Raw genomic sequence first — 15,210 nt, 5'->3', positions numbered from 1 at the left:
TTAGAGATGACTATGCCGATGACTCAATCTTTAAGTAAGCACTGATCAAAGCTTTTACTACGAGCGATTTGAATCTATTTAGCACGCCAGCGACTATACGCTTCGCGGTTGTGCCGCCGTCAAGCTGTCACGATGCTTTTTGTTGCATCTCACAACTTTCCCGATGAGAAGCCTAAATTCTTCGTCCACGAATCCAGAAGTGTTCGCACTTTTCAGCTGAACATCCGTGACACTCGCCTCGCTCATCGTCAGTGTGCCCTTATATCAGGGATTCTCAGCCGGAGGAGTGGCAATCGTTGAGGCGTCTTGCACCCATTGGCTGCAAGACGCCTCACTGCTGAACTTTCACCTGCCAAATTAGATGACAGACGGCTGCAGGAGCAGGGAGCCCCCGAAATTCCAGCCAGTTTTGCTACCGGCTGATCCGCGATGATGTGTTCCGAGGCCAGCCCGACGAGGGCAACGGCCGCGGGGTTCTTGATCTCCCGTCCTCCCGTGAAGGGCTGAATTACGGGGAGGAAGCCCAATAAGGTCGCCCCTGTGGTCGCGGTGGATGGAAGGCTCATAGCGTGTTCCTCACCCCTCTCCTGAGAGAAAGCGAGGCGAACCGTTTAGCAGGGACCGGCATTCAGGCGAAAGATTCTAGACGGTCAAGACAGCACTGCTCCTTAGTTGATTTTCGAGTTGCTCAGCCACGGTTCGGGCTGCGTCGAGGCCGCTTTCGATGGCACCGTCAATGAATCCTCCCCAGCCGTTGGCGATGTCCGAACCGGCGATGCGGATTCGTCCCTCGGGGCGCTGGAGTTCGGCGAGGGATTCGGTGAGGTAGCCGGTGTAGTGCATGGACCAGGTGGAGCGGGCATATTTGTCATCGACCCAGTTGTGGCCTGCGATTTCCAGTACTTCCAGGCCCGGGACGAGTTCATCGAGAATGCGCTGGGCGGCTGCTGTGTCGGTGACGTCGACCGCCGCGGCAACGGGGCCGAAGCAGACCAGTGTGGTGGTGTTTGCATCGATGTACTCGACCTGGACAAAATTCAGGGGTGCGTCCTCGGGGCCCATGGCGACGAAGCGTTCCTGCTGTCCCTTGACCTTGACCCAGAGCTTGGCGCCGCGTCCGGCATGGCTGCGGGTCGCGGCCTCCCGCTTCGTCGCGGAGAGTTCGGGCTGGATGTCGATGTCGTTCAGGGTGCTCAGAGGTACCGCCAGGATGAGTTGGCGGGCGGTGAACCGGTGGCCGCTGATGGTTCGGACGACGACCCCGTCGGCGTCCCGATGGATGGATGCAACTGGATGTTCTAGCAATAGCTCGGCGTTGGAATCGGCCAGGATGGCCTCGGCGAGTCGACGGGTTCCGCCCTCGATCTTGAAGGTTGCGCAGGTCTCGAACATCAACTGCCAGGAACCGCTGGCCGCGGCGCACCAGCGCAACGCTTGCGTGTAGGCGGCTTGGTCCAAGGCGCCGTTGAAGTTCAGGGTCCAGAATGAGCGCAGCAGCTGTCGTTGGTCCGCGGGCAGGTCCAAGTGGTCGATGGCTTCGGAGAGCGTGACGCCGTCGATGTTGGTGATCTCGGGGTTGGACAACGGAGACCAAGGCAGCGGAAAGTATTTGCGCGAGTCGGCCAGCAACGCTTGATTGGGCGCATCGAGCAGGTCCATTAGTTCATCGGGATGCCCCGTGTGCTGTTGGTTCCCCGTGCTCCAGTAAGCCTGGGTGAAGTCGGGGCCGGAGACGGGGTGGATCCCGTATCGGCCCATTTCGGCCCAGACGTAAGGCTGGGTCCAATGGACCCAAGTGCCACCGAGTTCCAGGTTTCTGCCCAGATGTTCCTCGAGGTGGGTGCGTCCGGCGATGCGGTCGCGGGCTTCGAGGATGGTGGTTTTGTATCCGTGGCGAGAAAGTTCGCGGGCTGCGGTCAGTCCGGCGAAACCTGCACCGATGATGAGGACGTCAGAGTTGTCCATGGTGGTGTTCCTTAGCTGTAGACGAAGAATTCGATGGTGGGCTCGATGATGGTCCAGCGGGTCATTGCGCCCTTGGACAGCGAGGCCATGGAGTCGGCGGTGAGGTCGATTGTGTCCCCGCCTTGGACCTCGATGCGAATGTGGCCGGAGACGATGTAGATGGTTTCGTCTTCGCCGATGGGCAGGTCGAAGGGTTCGGGGGCTTCCTCGGGGGAGACACTCCAGATACCGGAGGCGAGAGCCTGATTCCCGTTGTCTCCGTTGCGGCGCAGCCATTGAACGGTGCCGAGCTCGAACGGCTCGAATGCGGTGGGGGTGTGCTTGGCATGGAATATCTGCGACATGATGCTTCTCTTCTTTCGATCGGTCGGAAAACGACGTTTTTAGGATTGGGTGTTGTGGAATTCGAGTTCTTCGCTGGGCCGTGGTTCGCGCAGCAGAGGGAGCCTGTCCTGGATGCGGCGTCTGATCACAAACAGGATCAGGGAAAGCAGGAGAATGCCGATTCCGATGCCCAGTTCAACGGGCCCTCCATATCCGGAAATGTGGGATGAGGAGGCTCCGACCACCAGGACAGCTGCGCCATATACGGTGAGAATGATGGACAGAGGGATAGCCCATCGGCCGAGCTTGAAGCTTCGGAAGGCGTTGGGCCGGTCCAGACGGAGAAGGAGGAAGCCCGAGACGGCAAGCAGGATGGCCAGGAGATAGCCGATGTTGGCCGCCACGAGAATGGAGATGGGGTTGGATACAAAGAGGACAAGCAGGATGTTCATGACCACAGCGGTGACGGTGGCGCGGGCCGGTACCTTGTGTCGGTTGAGTTTCTCGAACTGGCGGGGAACAAGCCCGTCGACTGCCGCACCGTAGAGTGCACGCGATCCGTCGGCCATACTGGCGTTCACTCCCATGAGCAGTGCCCCGATGGTGATGAGCAGTGCAATGTCTCCGGCGAAGCCGGCGGGCAGCATCGCGGCGAAGCCGCTGACAAATACCGCTGAGGGGTCGGCGGCGGCATCGGCTTGCGTCACAAGTCCGCCAACGCCAATCGGTACCAGGGCGAACATCATGAAGGTGTAGGCGCCGGAGCTGGATAAGGCTCGGCGGGCGTCCTTGGTGCTGCGGTATTCCGGAGTAAAAGCGGCGCACATTTCGGTCCCATAGGCGGTCCAGCCGATCAAGTAAAGCCAAACTGCTGCATCCTGCCAACCACCCCAATGGTCGGCCCCGGCCTGCCCCAGGCCCCAGGTCAGGTTGCTTGCGTCCCATTGGCCGCTGACAAATGGGGCAACCACGAAGGTGAGCAGCGGGATCAGCAACAGGGCACCGAAGAACTTGTTCACCCAGGCTGCCGGCTGGGCGCCGAAAAGATTCGGCACCATCAGCGCCAGGATCAGCCCGATCCCGATCAGCTGGGCAGGACCGACCTGCAGGATCCCCAGATCGAGGGCCCACAACGCCCCTGGGAACCAGCGGGCCTGGATAATCGCGCCGGCGGTGAGGCTGACAATCGAGATGACGGCCGACCAGCCGAACCAGTAGCCAAAGGACGCTAATGCACCGGCGGGGGCGAAACGTCCTTTCCAGGCTTCATGCGCGTAGATCGGCACCCCACCTGGTTTGTCGGGGAACATGGAAGCCATTTCGGCGAAGAGGTGGTTTTGTGCCCATCCGATGCCTGCGGCCATTGCCCAGATGAAGAGTGCGGAAAGGGCGCCGATGGCGGCCATGGTTGCGCCGAAGGATACGAAGAGGCCTCCGGAGACAGCCATCGCCAGGGCGAATGCGTCTTGCCACCGCAAGGTGCGGTGCAGCGCTGGAGCGGAGTTGTGGGGGTCGAGCGATGCAGGCATGAGGGGCCTTTCGATCACAAGTTGGGACCGCGCGGCGTACGGGTCACGCGGATGCGGAGACGTGTTCGTCCTCACATATTTAAAACTATGCATCTGCTTAGTTCATTGTGTCAAGGGACACATCCGTGGATTAGACTCGGTATGTGAAAGCGACGCGAATTAGCAAATACGGCGAGGGTAGGGAAGCGCTCCTCGCGGCCACCGTCACTGTGGTCGCGGAACGTGGCCTCAGCGGCCTGACGTTCCGGGCGGTCAGCGAGGTTGCGCTGGTCAACAACACCCTAATCAGCCATCATTTCGGGACGAAGGACGCGTTGCTCCATGAGGCTGTGGCCTGGGCAACGTCACGCGCCATCCGGCTCAGCGACCTCTCGGCCGCTGAAACGATCGATGGGGGCTTTGCCCGTGCGCTCGTTGAGCTGGTCGGCAGCGAGCCGCACCTGCAGTTGTTCCAGTACGAATTCGTGCTCGAGGCACGCCGCCGCCCCGACCTCCGAGATGCCGCTGTGACGCTCTACGAGGGGTATATTGCGGCGCTCGAACGGGCGCTGAAACGTCACGGACACGCCAATACCCGGCCGCTGGCACGCGCCGTCTTTGCCGCCCTCGACGGGCTGGTGTTCCAGCAGCTCACCGTCGCTGAACCCGACGCGGTGCGCGAAGCCATCGAATGCGTCGGTGCCCTGCTGGAGGCCAACCTGAGTGCAAATTGCCAGTCTGGGTAGTGCGATATTTCTGCGGTAGCCTAGCGTGTCTGTCCGTCATCGTTCGAGAGGCGTGGTGAGCTGACCTGGCAATCCTGCGGTCCACTGGGTGGCAGGCCGACTTAGCGGTACCAGATCGGATGCTAAAGCAACGGCGCTGTGAACGAGGACAAGAAGCTAATGATCATCGCCAATATCTCTTTGGTGGTGTTCGCGGTTGTCATTGGCGGTCGTTGCTCAGACGCTTCCCTGATGCGGTCTGCAAATTCGTGTGAAGGTCAACTTCTTCCTGGGACTCGGGACCACGATGACACTTGGGTCGAAACGGACCATCACTGAAACCCCAATCATTTGACGCAGGGCATGATTGAGCATTGCGCGGAGTCCATCAACCGCGCTGGGATCCTGGTGCATGCTCGTCGGGGACGCGCGGCGTACCAACCGTACTGATTCCCCTGAACACAACCCCACGAACTAATGGTGCGAATCAGCGGGAAAAGCACTGCAGTTCACAGCTGGCGTGGTGCGGTAAGCTTCAGCGGCCCAGGGCCGTTTCAAGGGTGGGCAGGAAACTGGGAGGACTGGTTGGCGGACATCGTTGCCCGGGGATCCAGCGCTAGAGACCCTGGGTCGACAGCAATCATCCCGCCGTCTACGGGGATCACCGCCGCATTGATGTACGAGGCGTGCTTGGAGAGCAGCCACGAGACCACGTTCCCGATTTCCGCCGCTTCGGCTGGACGCTGGCTGGGCACGAATGATGTGGCCACCGAGTAGGCTTGCTCTCGTTCAAGGCCGAGTTCGGCACCGTATTCGTCCATTTCCATGTCGGCCATTTCAGTCCTGGTCCATCCCGGGCAAACGGTGTTGGCGCGGATCCCGAAGGACCCGTAGTCGACGGCAATTGACTCCATCAGCATTGCCATTCCGGCTTTGGTGGCGTTGTATACGGGAATGCCAGCGGTGGCCCGGAGCGCGGATGCTGAGGCGATCCCTACGATCGATCCTCCGGCGGCTATCAGATGCGGCATGGCCGCCTTGGCCAGGAGAAAGGGACCGGTCAGATTGGTGCGGACCATCGCGTCCCAATCGTCGGTTGCTAACTCCCCGACCTTGCCGGGGCGCACAATACCGGCATTCAGCACTAGGCCGTCGACGGATCCGAACCGTTCAACGGTGGTCTTGAGCAGCCGGTCCACATCCGCTGCGGAGGCGGCGTCGCCAACCACGGGGATTGCTCCGGTGGATAGGGCGACCTTCTCAAGTGTTTCGGACCGCCGTCCGCAAACGACAACGTTCCATCCCTGGTCCCGGAGTGCAGACACCGTCGCGGCGCCGATGCCTGTTCCTCCGCCGGTGACGATGGCTACGGGCTTCTTGTTCATTCGGTGTCCTTACTGTGGGAGGGAACCGCTACCGGTGATGCGGGGATAAGGAGCTGTCGACGCCATCACCGGTACGGTCCCAGGTGTGCGGGGGCCACTGGGTAGGTGGCCCCCGCTGTTGGGGTTAGTAGCTGATGGCCTGGGGCTGCCCGAGGTGCTTGAGGCCCTCGACGCCGAATTCCAGTCCATAGCCTGACATCTTGGCGCCGCCGAAAGGGACCCGAGGGTCCACGGCGCCGTGCTTGTTGATCCACACTGTTCCGGCCTGGATGCGGGCGGCGACATTCCGGGCCGCGTCGATGTCCGAGGACCACACGGACGCGCCGAGGCCGACGTCCAGGCCGTTGGCCATGGCGATGGCCTCATCAAGGGTCGAGTACTTGATGATCGGCAAGGCCGGACCGAATTGTTCCTCGGTGACTAGGGCATTGTCGTTGCCGATGTCAGCGACAAGGGTCGTTGGGTAGAAATGGCCCGGCTGGTTTGCCACAGGGTTTCCGCCTAGCAGGACGCGCGCGCCAGAATCCTTGGCTGCTTGGACCAAGGAAGCGACGATGTCGAATTGCGCCTTGTTCTGCAGCGGGCCCAGGACATTTTTTTCGTCCAGTCCGTTGCCCATGGGCATCGCTTTCGCAACCTTGATGAGCGCCTGGCAGACTTCCTCGTAGATGTTCTCGTGGACATAGAGCCGTTTCAGGGCGGCGCACGTCTGGCCGGTGTTGATAAATGCCCCCCAGAACAGATTCTCGGCGATCTTCTCGGGGTCTGCATCGGGCAGTACGATTCCGGCGTCGTTGCCGCCGAGTTCCATAGTTAGCCTCTTCACGGTATCGGCAGAAGAGCGGATGATGGCTTTGCCCGTAGCGGTCGATCCAGTGAACATGATCTTGTTAATGCCTGGATGCTTGCTGATCGCCTCGCCCACATCGCGGCCACCGGAAACCACGTGCAAGAGATCCTGAGGCAGTACCGAATTGATTACGTGCACCAGGGCGAGTACCGATAGCGGCGTGTATTCCGAGGGTTTGAGTACCACGGTATTACCCATCCGCAGGGCCGGTGCCAGTTGCCAGACCGAGATCATCATGGGCCAGTTCCATGGGCCGATGGCACCGACAACACCCATGGGGCGGTAATGCAGTTCGGCCGTTCCGCTCTCATCATCGACTAGCACCTCTGGTTCAAGATCGATTCCTGCGGTAGTGCGCAGCCAGGCGGCGCAGGCGCCGACTTCTAAGCGGGCGTTAGGGCCGTTAAGCGGCTTGCCCTGTTCCCGTGAGAGCAGCACCGCCAGCGCTTCGGCGTTGGCTTCCACTGCGTCGGCAGCCAGGTTCAGCAGCTCGCTGCGTTCGGCGTGGGAACGCGCTGCCCATCCGGGCTGCGCGGCGCGGGCAGCGGTGATGGCAGTTTCAAGATCGGCGGTGGTATGTTCCGGGGCCAGGCCAACGAGAGCCCCAGTTGCGGGGTCCGTGATCTCGCGCCCTCCGGGGACGGCGTGGATTGCGGAGAGAAGGTCCTTGGAAATGGCGGGTCGGGTATTTGGATGGATCGTCATGTCGAGTCTTTCGTGGTTGGTGGGCTCGAGACGGAATCGCGATGCCGGAGCAGGCAATTTGTCGTTTCTCGAGCAGCAGGAAGGACCTTGTTCTTATTCGGAGGGGTACTGCGTGTCATTCAGCACGGTGAACTTGCTGTCGAAGGGCAGATGCATCGGTGCAAGTGTTGGTCCATCCCAGCAGAACATGCGACCGATGGATCGCTCGTTGGCGAGATCGATGACGACGAACGATTCGACGGGCATGACTGTTTCGCTCCAGTAGAGCAGGACGACGCCGTCGGCCAGTTCGAAGACCCGGATGGGATCGACATCGCCTAGTCCACGTTCTGCGCCTTGGATGCAGTGCCAGACAAAGGTGCCGGAGCTGAGGTAGATGTGCTCATACTGCTCGGTGGGGCTGTAGCGGTAGAAGATGCGCTTGCCGATAAGCTCTTCGCTCTCGGAGCGGGGCTCGATCTCGCCGGTGCCGAAGATTCGCCCGGACAGGAATTCGGTGTTCATGCGGACATCGCCGTTGCGGTTCACGAACGAGGAATCTGCGACTGTGACGCGGCCGTCGGCGCGGTTAATGATCATGGTGACGTCGCGGGTTGCGGTGCCTTCGCCCTTGAGGAAATCCACATAGAAGATTTCCTCCCGAACTTCCACGGCCCGGTACGGGTGGGTGCCGGTCGCGCCCGCGTTGTCGCCCCCGGTAATGGTCCAAGTCACGAGGCCCTGGGCAAATGCGTGGGTGATCGTCCAGCCGTTGTCGAAAGTGATCACGATCGAGGTTTCGTCGAGTTTATGGCTGGCAGGCAACGACGGGTCGCCGAAGCCGGCAAGCATGGCCGTCACTGCCGGCCATTCATCTTGCGGCACGTAGCCGTTGGTCTCGGTGCCGGTGGTGGCGCTGGGGTTCACAGCTGGGTTGGTGTTCATGATTACCTGTTTCTTTCGGTGGTTGGTGGTTTGGTATTAGACGCCGACGGAGTCGTAGTTGATGGCCGGCTTTCGCGCCGCGATGGCAAGGCCTGCGGCGAACGCTGCCGGGATGAGAAGCAGGAGCCACTTCGCGACGCCTCCGGCGCCTCCAAGGAGGACGTCGTAGTTGGAGATCGTTAGGTACCCGATCAGGATGAAGGCGATGCAGGACAGTACGGGGGCTATGGTCGTGACCCACCGGTTGTCCCGGGTCTTCTGGCGGGCGAAGAACACGATGATGGCGATGGAGGTGAGGACCAGGATCGTGATGAATCCAGCGGTGCCCAGTGCAACGAGCCAGGCGAAGACGGTGGTGATGGGGTCGGCTCCGAAGGCAAGGAATACCGTGACCACCAGGAAGATCCCGATGCCGTTAACGAGGGCGGCTAGGGCTGGAGTGCCTCTGCCGCTGGTGGTGGCCAGTTGGGCTGGGAGGGTTCCGGAGCGGCCCAGTGCGAAAAGGTACCTGGAAAACATGTTGGACAGTCCCAGCAGCATGGCGATGAAGCTGGTGACGACCATGACCTGCATTGCGGTGCTCAGCCACTGTCCGGCGTTCACCGCGGCGAGGTCGAAGACGAGGCCTGCCGGGTTATTGGTCGCCTCGGACTGGATGCTGTCGGTGCCGATGGCCCCGCTGATCGCCCAGGTGGAGATCGCGTAGAAGATCCCGACGAACGCGATGACGAGGCAGAGCGCGCGTGGGATGGTCTTGCGCGGGTTGACGGCCTCTTCGGAGAAGACGACTGTTGCCTCGAAGCTGGTGAAACAGGTAAAGGCGAACAGGAGCGAGATACCCAGTCCGGGACCAAAGACGTTTTGGGCGGTGAACCCCTCGAAGGTGAAGATGCCAAACCCCTGGTGCACGATCAGTGACACCACGAGGGCCGCGACCACCAGGATCTCGCCGACGATCAGCACACCCAGAACCTTGAGGCTTGCACCCACGCCCCTCATGGTGAGGAGGGTGGTCAACGCGAGAACGGCCACGATCAACACGTAGACGGGTACTTCAACCCCGGTCAGCCTGGCGACGAGCTCCTGTGCGAATACGCCGAATTGGGACCAGAGGCCGGATTGCAGGGCCGCGTAGGTGACAAGGGCGATGCCTGCCGCTCCGGTAGCCCATCTTGATCCCAGGCCTTTGGCGATATACGCGACGAAGCCAGCAGCGCTGGTGATTTCCCGGCTCATTCGCAGGTATCCCACCGAGAAGAGGCCGATCAGCAACGCAGCGATGGCATAGATAACAGGTGTTCCGGCGCCGCTGGCTGAGAAAATCACGGGACTCGCACCGACCACGGCCGCGATTGGCGCGGCGGCAGCAATCACGAAGAACGCAACGGCAAGCACTCCGAGTCGGTTGGACCGCAGTCCCTCGTCGGTCCCGGGGCTTTGCTGGCCGGTGAGGGGCGGGGCCGGTTGTTCTGATGGCTGATTCATGCTCGATATCTTTCGATAATGCCCCGCCCTCAAAAGAGGGCTAGCGCAGTGGTGGACTTTCGGGCAGTTCGCGTGACTGATCTTTTGTCGTGGTGTGGCTCACGATTCAAACTGTACATATGTACAGTTTGGACGTCAAGGAGTTTTCCTTGGGTTTTCACAACGAGGAATCCGCAGTGCTGGCGCATAGACTCGTTCCATGAGCAATGAAACGGAACGCCCTTCGTATGGGGAGGGGCGCGAGGCGCTTATGTCGGCCGTCATGCGGATAGTCGCAGCAAAAGGACTCCGCGGCGTCACTTACCGGGCGGTCGCGGGGGAAGCTGGCGTGAACCACAACTTGATTTCCCACCATTTCGGGTCAATTGAAACGCTGCTGACAGCCACCATGGAATGGGCAATTCAGCGCTCCATAGAAAATACCGAGCTGGCCCTCTTTGCGGACCTCAATGAACACTATGCCGATGCCCTGATCGCTTCGGTCACGGCCGAGCCCGAAGTGCACATGTTCCAGTTTGAAATGTTGCTGGAAGCCAGGCGTAGGCCTGAGCTGCAAGAGACCTCGCGCCGGTTGTACGCGAATTACGTGTCGTCGGTGCATGCAGCTCTGCAAAGCCGCGGTATCGAAGCCGGCGAAGACCTGTGCAAAGCCATCTTCGCCTCCCTAGACGGACTTATGCTCCAATTTCTTACCATGGGCGATCCCGCCGGGATCAGATCTGCCGTAGTCCAATTGGGGCAACTGATGGCGACTTCCATGGATCGTTCCCCCGAACACCACAAGTCGTGAACTGCCTTCGGAGCTCGCGGCAGATTTCTCAGTGGTCGTTCCAAATTCCACCTTGTCGGTTCTCGGCGCACCGGGGCATGCCCTTCACCAATTGAACGCGTTATCCTGTTGCCAGAATTTGGCTGCCGGTGCCGCATTCCCCTCAAGCCCAGGATCCTTGCCTGGGGTTATTCGCCTTTGGAACTGGCATTCGCCACGATCGCCCAGAGGCCTGCCAGTTGGCGGGCGCGTCGGCACTATCCGTGGCGGTCCGGTCCGCGCTGGCCAAGGAGCCGAACGGTTTGCGACCTGGTTGAACAACTCAATCATCAATTCAGATCCAAACCGGATGCGGGCCTTGAAAATCGCCGCTTTGGCAGGCAGCATCCATTAGCTGGTCCGGTGCAGCCCACCGGGCAGGCTGTGCATGATCTCTTTCCTAGGAGGCCGAGACACGCAAGGACGGCGCCGTCACCGAGTACGCCGTCATCCACGAGGGGAGCCGGCGCAAGCGTTGCTTGCCAGTGACTACCTGGGTGATCACTTCGCCAACTAGCGGGGAGGGGGAAACTTTCGCTATCACACCTGGTGAAACGTGGTCCGAGAGCCGTTCTGGTCTTTCGATTTCACCTATCAGTGGCGGGCGATGAGAAAAGATCGACACGTCAGAGTGCTAAGTAATGGGCACTGGGGAGAGCCAGTTAATCGCCTTTGCCTATCGGAGGGTGGAACAAGTTCAACGACCATGAGTCGAGCAGTTTCCGCAGTTCCTTCGGATACACCTCGCTGACCTTGGCCTCACTCATCGCAAGGCCGAACGCCGCCCAGCGCAGATCCATATTCTCGGTGCGCACGAGGCAACTGTTCTCATCGATTTGCTGGATCTGGAACCAGCGGCCAATGAGAGGCTCCAGCTTTTCGGCGCTGGCTTGAATCCGGGCGCTCACTTCTGGTTGCCCGCTGCCGCGCAATCCTGCGCGCACAAAGGCCGCTGCGTCGCCACCTGGCACTTCACGCGGCGCAAACCGCAATGCCCTGGGCGAGGGGTTCAGTGCGCGATCCACCCGGAAACTGCGCCAATCATCGCGGTCCAGATCAAAGGCCACGAGATAGTAGCGGTTGCCCACATTCACTAATTGGACCGGTTCTACCCGGCGCGAGGTTTCTGCTGACTTGGCATCCTTGTAGTCGAAGGCGATTCGTTCATGATCACGGCACGCCTGGGCCAATGCCACCAGTACCGCTGGATCCACCGGATCTGTTGCGGAGGACTGGGAATTGAGTGGGACAGTGCTCGCGGTCAAGGCCTGTGCCCGTTTACGCAGCCTGGCCGGCAGCACGGGTACCACTTTCCCCAATGCTCGCAGCGCCGCTTCAGCCAGAGCGGAGGACCCGCCATGCACGGTGGATTGCAGCGACGCCACCAGTGCCACCGCTTCCTCATCGTCGAGCACCAGGGGAGGCAACGCGGTGCCGGAGGCTAACTGATAACCACCTCCCACACCGCGATCGGCCTGCACTGGGTAGCCCAAGTCACGCAACCGGTCGATGTCCCGGCGAACGGTGCGCAGGCTGACGTCAAGGCGTTCTGCGAGCTCGTCTCCGGACCAATAGCGATGGGTCTGCAGTAGCGAGAGTAAGCGCAAGAATCTGGTACTGGTACTCATACGATAAGTCTGCCTTGATTTAGGACAAAAACTGGCACTTTTCACTTCTATTCTGGTTACTACCAGCTGGAAATACCGGCTGCAGCTTATGCCAGGAGGCAATCATGAGCACCATGGCTATCACCAACACCAAGCTCACCGGAGAACGCGCCGACCTGTTCCAGACCCTGGCCAACGCGAGGCATTTTTTGCGTTTTACGGTCCAAGGCTTGAGCGATGAGCAGGCGGAGCAGCGAACCACCGTGAGCGAGCTGACCCTCGGCGGGTTGATCAAACATGTCAGCGCAGTCGAAAAACAGTGGCAGGAATTCATGGTCAAAGGCCGGGCAGCCATGGCGTGGGACGGTGCGGATTTCAGCCAGATGCCACCCGAAGCGATCGAAGCATTCCATAACGAATTCCATATGCAGCCAGGAGATACTCTCGACGCGGTGCTGGAAAACTACGCTTTGATTGCCGACCGCACCGATGCGCTGCTGGCTGAGCTGGATCTGGACACCGTGCACGAGTTGCCTTCGGCCCCATGGTTTGTCGATATCCACTGGTCGGTGCGCCGCACCTTGCTGCACATCATCGCCGAGACCACCCAGCATTCAGGGCATGCGGACATCATCCGCGAATCCCTGGATGGGCAGGAGACCATGGGATAACAACAGGCGGCAATCAAACTTCTAGACAAAGTCACCGTACGGTGACATCATTTGAATATGAAAACCCCATCGTTCACTGTCGGAAGCCTGGCGGATAAGATCCGGACCCAACGTGGTTTCCTAGGGCTGACCCAAGCTGCCTTGGCAAATTCGGTAGGGGTTTCGCGTAAGTTCATCGTTGACTTGGAAGCAGGGAAAGAAACGGTGGCTCTGGGATTAGTGCTTAGGGTTCTGAAGAGACTTGGGTTTGAGGAGCCTGGGCTACGCATTATTAATGACAGGGGCGCTGAAATAGCTGAGGACTTCCGACAGACCCTGGAAGCCAAAAATTTCGAGTTCGCACTGCGTCTCATCAGTGAATATTCGACTGAATCTCTTGAAGCCGGGCGTCCACTCTTGGCACAGTCGCCTGAATTGGAGGACTCGCAATACCAAGTGGCTCTGGCGGCCATAACTAAGTGGATTGCGGGCCAGACCAATACGCCAGTCCCGCAGTGGACCTCGGACATTGTGCGACCAACGGAACCCGTGTTCCTCTCGGAAAAGTTGTATCCGGTAGGGGAGAAGATGAAGGAGCTAATTCGCGCTGAGACGCCTCCAGCACTTCAAGAACTGAATGTGTGGATTCGACAACGGAGCTTGGGAACAGCATGAGTAGAACGGGCTTGGGAAGAAACAGAGTCGTTGACCTGCTCGCAGAACTCGAACGGCGCCTGAACGAACAGGGACTCAACGTGAGAATTAGAGTCGTCGGGGGCTCGGCTATGCTTCTTCACGGCCTGATTGATCGTGCTACGGAAGATATCGATGCTTACTACTCGCATCGGACAGAAGTCGAAAAAATCATAGAGGCGATGGCGGCCGAACACGGTTTGCCTAAAAAGTGGTTGAACTCTAGTGCAGCCGCTTTCATCCCCGACAATGCCTCTTGGGCTCCCGCGCCGGACTCTATTCTTTCCGCAGTCGAAGTTGCTGATTTGCCGACTTTGACCGCCATGAAGCTGGCGGCGGAGCGCGACAAAGACATTCTTGATTTAGGGCACCTGGTCAACGCTTTAAGACTCAGCGACACCAGCGAATTACTTGAACTCGCCTATGACAAGTATGGAGAAGACTCAATTCCGTTGTCTGGGAGTCGGCAAAATTATGAGATTGTCGCAGAAGAGGCCATAACCGTCGCACGGCGTCTAAGAAGCAACAAGAACCCCTAGCCCCCGATGTAGGACATTTCGATGCGCTTGCGGTTGCCCGGGGTCAGCGCCGCACGCAGCTCGGAATAATTGTCGTCGCGCTTGCGCCAATGCCCGGTCAGCGCCTTGGCAAGATCCTCGTCGCTGATCCCGTCGCGCATCAGCTGGCGCAGGTCATAGCCCGAGCCGGCAAACAGGCAGGTGTACAGCTGGCCTTCGGCCGAGACCCGGGCGCGCGAGCAATTGCCGCAGAAGGCGTTGGTGACGCTGGAGATCACACCGATCTCCCCGGCTCCGTCTTTGTAGCGCCAGCGGTTGGCCGTTTCACCCGGTTCGGTTTTAGTCACCGGTTCCAGCGCCCAGCGCTTATTGACCATGGCCACGACCTCGGAGGAGGGCAGCACCTCATCCAGCTTCCAGCCGTTGGTGGTGCCCACATCCATGTATTCGATGAAGCGCAGGATCGCCCCAGTGCCGCGGAAGTGCTCGGCCAGCGACAGGATCTCCGAGTCATTGACCCCGCGCTTGACCACGGTATTGATCTTCACCGGGCCCAGGCCCACTTCACGGGCCACGTCGATGGCGTGCAGTACCCGGGAGACCGGGAAGTCCACGTCGTTGATGGCCTTGAACTTCTCGTCATCCAAGGAATCCAGGGAGATGGTCACGCGGTTCAGCCCGGCTTCCTTCAACGCAGGTGCAAGCACCGGCAGCGCCGACCCGTTGGTGGTCATTGCCAGATCCACCGGCTGGCCCTCGGGGGTGCGCAGCTTGGCGAGCATGCCCACCAGGTCCACGATGCCGCGGCGCAGCAGCGGCTCGCCGCCGGTCAACCGCAGCTTGGTGACCCCCAGCGAAACGCTGACGCGGGCCAGCCGCTGGATCTCCTCGAAGCTGAGCAGCTCGGAGCGCTCGCGGAAAACGAAGTCGCGGCCGAAGATCTCCTTGGGCATGCAGTAGACGCAGCGGAAATTGCAGCGGTCTGTCACCGAAATCCGCAGGTCATGCAGGGGCCGTCCACGGGCATCGCCCAGGGTGCCGGCCGCTTGTGCTTTCATACACT

Annotated in this window: 15 protein-coding genes; 5 read left to right on the top strand and 10 right to left on the bottom strand. The window is 60.2% G+C overall.

What is annotated here, in order from left to right; genetic code table 11:
* Nucleotides 1-642: 642 nt before the first annotated feature.
* The 3 genes from ACIOTL_RS12855 to ACIOTL_RS12845 are packed head-to-tail and all read right to left on the bottom strand — an operon-like array spanning nt 643 to nt 3,818.
* The gene (locus ACIOTL_RS12855) at nt 643-1,965 is read right to left on the bottom strand and encodes a flavin monoamine oxidase family protein (RefSeq protein ID WP_400342973.1); all 1,323 of its coding nucleotides are present in this window, start codon (nt 1,963-1,965) and stop codon (nt 643-645) included.
* Nucleotides 1,966-1,976: 11 nt separating this feature from the next.
* On the bottom strand, nt 1,977-2,309 hold the full coding sequence (locus ACIOTL_RS12850; RefSeq protein WP_400342971.1) for a cupin domain-containing protein: 333 nt from the start codon (nt 2,307-2,309) through the stop codon (nt 1,977-1,979).
* 39 nt (nt 2,310-2,348) lie between these two features.
* The gene (locus tag ACIOTL_RS12845) at nt 2,349-3,818 is read right to left on the bottom strand and encodes an APC family permease (protein WP_400342969.1); all 1,470 of its coding nucleotides are present in this window, start codon (nt 3,816-3,818) and stop codon (nt 2,349-2,351) included.
* Between the two features lie 143 nt (nt 3,819-3,961).
* Here ACIOTL_RS12845 and ACIOTL_RS12840 point away from each other — a divergent pair, with 143 nt between their 5' ends.
* Nucleotides 3,962-4,543, top strand: coding sequence for a TetR/AcrR family transcriptional regulator (locus ACIOTL_RS12840; protein ID WP_400342967.1), 582 nt, complete (start codon nt 3,962-3,964; stop codon nt 4,541-4,543).
* 533 nt (nt 4,544-5,076) lie between these two features.
* On the opposite strand, the gene ACIOTL_RS12835 is transcribed toward ACIOTL_RS12840, so the two are convergent.
* From ACIOTL_RS12835 to ACIOTL_RS12820, 4 genes are all read right to left on the bottom strand, one after another.
* Nucleotides 5,077-5,907 (bottom strand): SDR family NAD(P)-dependent oxidoreductase, encoded by an 831-nt coding sequence (locus tag ACIOTL_RS12835; protein WP_400342965.1) that lies wholly within the window; start codon nt 5,905-5,907, stop codon nt 5,077-5,079.
* A 124-nt stretch (nt 5,908-6,031) separates the two neighbouring features.
* Complete coding sequence (locus ACIOTL_RS12830; RefSeq protein ID WP_400342964.1) at nt 6,032-7,462, bottom strand: aldehyde dehydrogenase family protein; 1,431 nt, start codon at nt 7,460-7,462, stop codon at nt 6,032-6,034.
* Nucleotides 7,463-7,555: 93 nt separating this feature from the next.
* A complete protein-coding gene (locus tag ACIOTL_RS12825) occupies nt 7,556-8,386 on the bottom strand; it encodes a MoaF C-terminal domain-containing protein (protein ID WP_388024377.1) in 831 nt (276 codons plus the stop codon).
* 36 nt (nt 8,387-8,422) lie between these two features.
* Nucleotides 8,423-9,871: an APC family permease gene (locus ACIOTL_RS12820; protein WP_400342962.1), complete on the bottom strand. Its 1,449-nt coding sequence runs from the start codon at nt 9,869-9,871 to the stop codon at nt 8,423-8,425.
* A 199-nt stretch (nt 9,872-10,070) separates the two neighbouring features.
* On the opposite strand from ACIOTL_RS12820, the gene ACIOTL_RS12815 reads away from it, so the two are divergent.
* On the top strand, nt 10,071-10,661 hold the full coding sequence (locus ACIOTL_RS12815) for a TetR/AcrR family transcriptional regulator (RefSeq protein WP_400342960.1): 591 nt from the start codon (nt 10,071-10,073) through the stop codon (nt 10,659-10,661).
* Nucleotides 10,662-11,079: 418 nt separating this feature from the next.
* Here the strand turns inward: ACIOTL_RS12815 and ACIOTL_RS12810 are convergent, their stop codons facing one another.
* Nucleotides 11,080-11,223 carry a transposase domain-containing protein gene (locus tag ACIOTL_RS12810; protein ID WP_388024649.1) on the bottom strand — a complete coding sequence of 48 codons (144 nt, stop codon included), beginning with the start codon at nt 11,221-11,223 and terminating at the stop codon, nt 11,080-11,082.
* Nucleotides 11,224-11,341: 118 nt separating this feature from the next.
* Complete coding sequence (locus ACIOTL_RS12805; RefSeq protein ID WP_400342958.1) at nt 11,342-12,307, bottom strand: helix-turn-helix transcriptional regulator; 966 nt, start codon at nt 12,305-12,307, stop codon at nt 11,342-11,344.
* A gap of 104 nt (nt 12,308-12,411) precedes the next feature.
* Between ACIOTL_RS12805 and ACIOTL_RS12800 the strand changes: the two genes are divergently transcribed.
* The 3 genes from ACIOTL_RS12800 to ACIOTL_RS12790 are packed head-to-tail and all read left to right on the top strand — an operon-like array spanning nt 12,412 to nt 14,168.
* Nucleotides 12,412-12,957: a DinB family protein gene (locus tag ACIOTL_RS12800; RefSeq protein ID WP_400342957.1), complete on the top strand. Its 546-nt coding sequence runs from the start codon at nt 12,412-12,414 to the stop codon at nt 12,955-12,957.
* A gap of 57 nt (nt 12,958-13,014) precedes the next feature.
* Nucleotides 13,015-13,611, top strand: a complete 597-nt coding sequence (locus ACIOTL_RS12795; protein WP_133835082.1) for a helix-turn-helix transcriptional regulator — start codon at nt 13,015-13,017, stop codon at nt 13,609-13,611.
* Nucleotides 13,608-14,168, top strand: coding sequence for a DUF6036 family nucleotidyltransferase (locus ACIOTL_RS12790; RefSeq protein WP_133835083.1), 561 nt, complete (start codon nt 13,608-13,610; stop codon nt 14,166-14,168). Before ACIOTL_RS12795 ends, ACIOTL_RS12790 begins: the two co-directional genes overlap by 4 nt.
* Here ACIOTL_RS12790 and moaA read toward each other — a convergent pair.
* A complete protein-coding gene (moaA, locus tag ACIOTL_RS12785) occupies nt 14,165-15,205 on the bottom strand; it encodes a GTP 3',8-cyclase MoaA (protein ID WP_400342954.1) in 1,041 nt (346 codons plus the stop codon). The genes ACIOTL_RS12790 and moaA overlap by 4 nt on opposite strands.
* Nucleotides 15,206-15,210: the final 5 nt, after the last annotated feature.

Source organism: Glutamicibacter sp. NPDC087673, from assembly GCF_044743255.1.
Classification (GTDB): Bacteria; Actinomycetota; Actinomycetes; order Actinomycetales; family Micrococcaceae; genus Glutamicibacter.
This window is presented reverse-complemented; position numbering and strand designations above follow the sequence as displayed.

Bases quoted from the DNA above. Each gene is read 5' to 3' on its own strand.
- ACIOTL_RS12820 (WP_400342962.1), bottom strand. From the start codon at position 9,871: ATGAATCAGCCATCAGAACAACCGGCCCCGCCCCTCACCGGCCAGCAA.
- ACIOTL_RS12855 (WP_400342973.1), bottom strand. From the start codon at position 1,965: ATGGACAACTCTGACGTCCTCATCATCGGTGCAGGTTTCGCCGGACTG.
- ACIOTL_RS12805 (WP_400342958.1), bottom strand. From the start codon at position 12,307: ATGAGTACCAGTACCAGATTCTTGCGCTTACTCTCGCTACTGCAGACC.
- ACIOTL_RS12795 (WP_133835082.1), top strand. From the start codon at position 13,015: ATGAAAACCCCATCGTTCACTGTCGGAAGCCTGGCGGATAAGATCCGG.
- moaA (WP_400342954.1), bottom strand. From the start codon at position 15,205: ATGAAAGCACAAGCGGCCGGCACCCTGGGCGATGCCCGTGGACGGCCC.
- ACIOTL_RS12790 (WP_133835083.1), top strand. From the start codon at position 13,608: ATGAGTAGAACGGGCTTGGGAAGAAACAGAGTCGTTGACCTGCTCGCA.
- ACIOTL_RS12800 (WP_400342957.1), top strand. From the start codon at position 12,412: ATGAGCACCATGGCTATCACCAACACCAAGCTCACCGGAGAACGCGCC.
- ACIOTL_RS12835 (WP_400342965.1), bottom strand. From the start codon at position 5,907: ATGAACAAGAAGCCCGTAGCCATCGTCACCGGCGGAGGAACAGGCATC.
- ACIOTL_RS12845 (WP_400342969.1), bottom strand. From the start codon at position 3,818: ATGCCTGCATCGCTCGACCCCCACAACTCCGCTCCAGCGCTGCACCGC.
- ACIOTL_RS12825 (WP_388024377.1), bottom strand. From the start codon at position 8,386: ATGAACACCAACCCAGCTGTGAACCCCAGCGCCACCACCGGCACCGAG.
- ACIOTL_RS12830 (WP_400342964.1), bottom strand. From the start codon at position 7,462: ATGACGATCCATCCAAATACCCGACCCGCCATTTCCAAGGACCTTCTC.
- ACIOTL_RS12850 (WP_400342971.1), bottom strand. From the start codon at position 2,309: ATGTCGCAGATATTCCATGCCAAGCACACCCCCACCGCATTCGAGCCG.
- ACIOTL_RS12815 (WP_400342960.1), top strand. From the start codon at position 10,071: ATGAGCAATGAAACGGAACGCCCTTCGTATGGGGAGGGGCGCGAGGCG.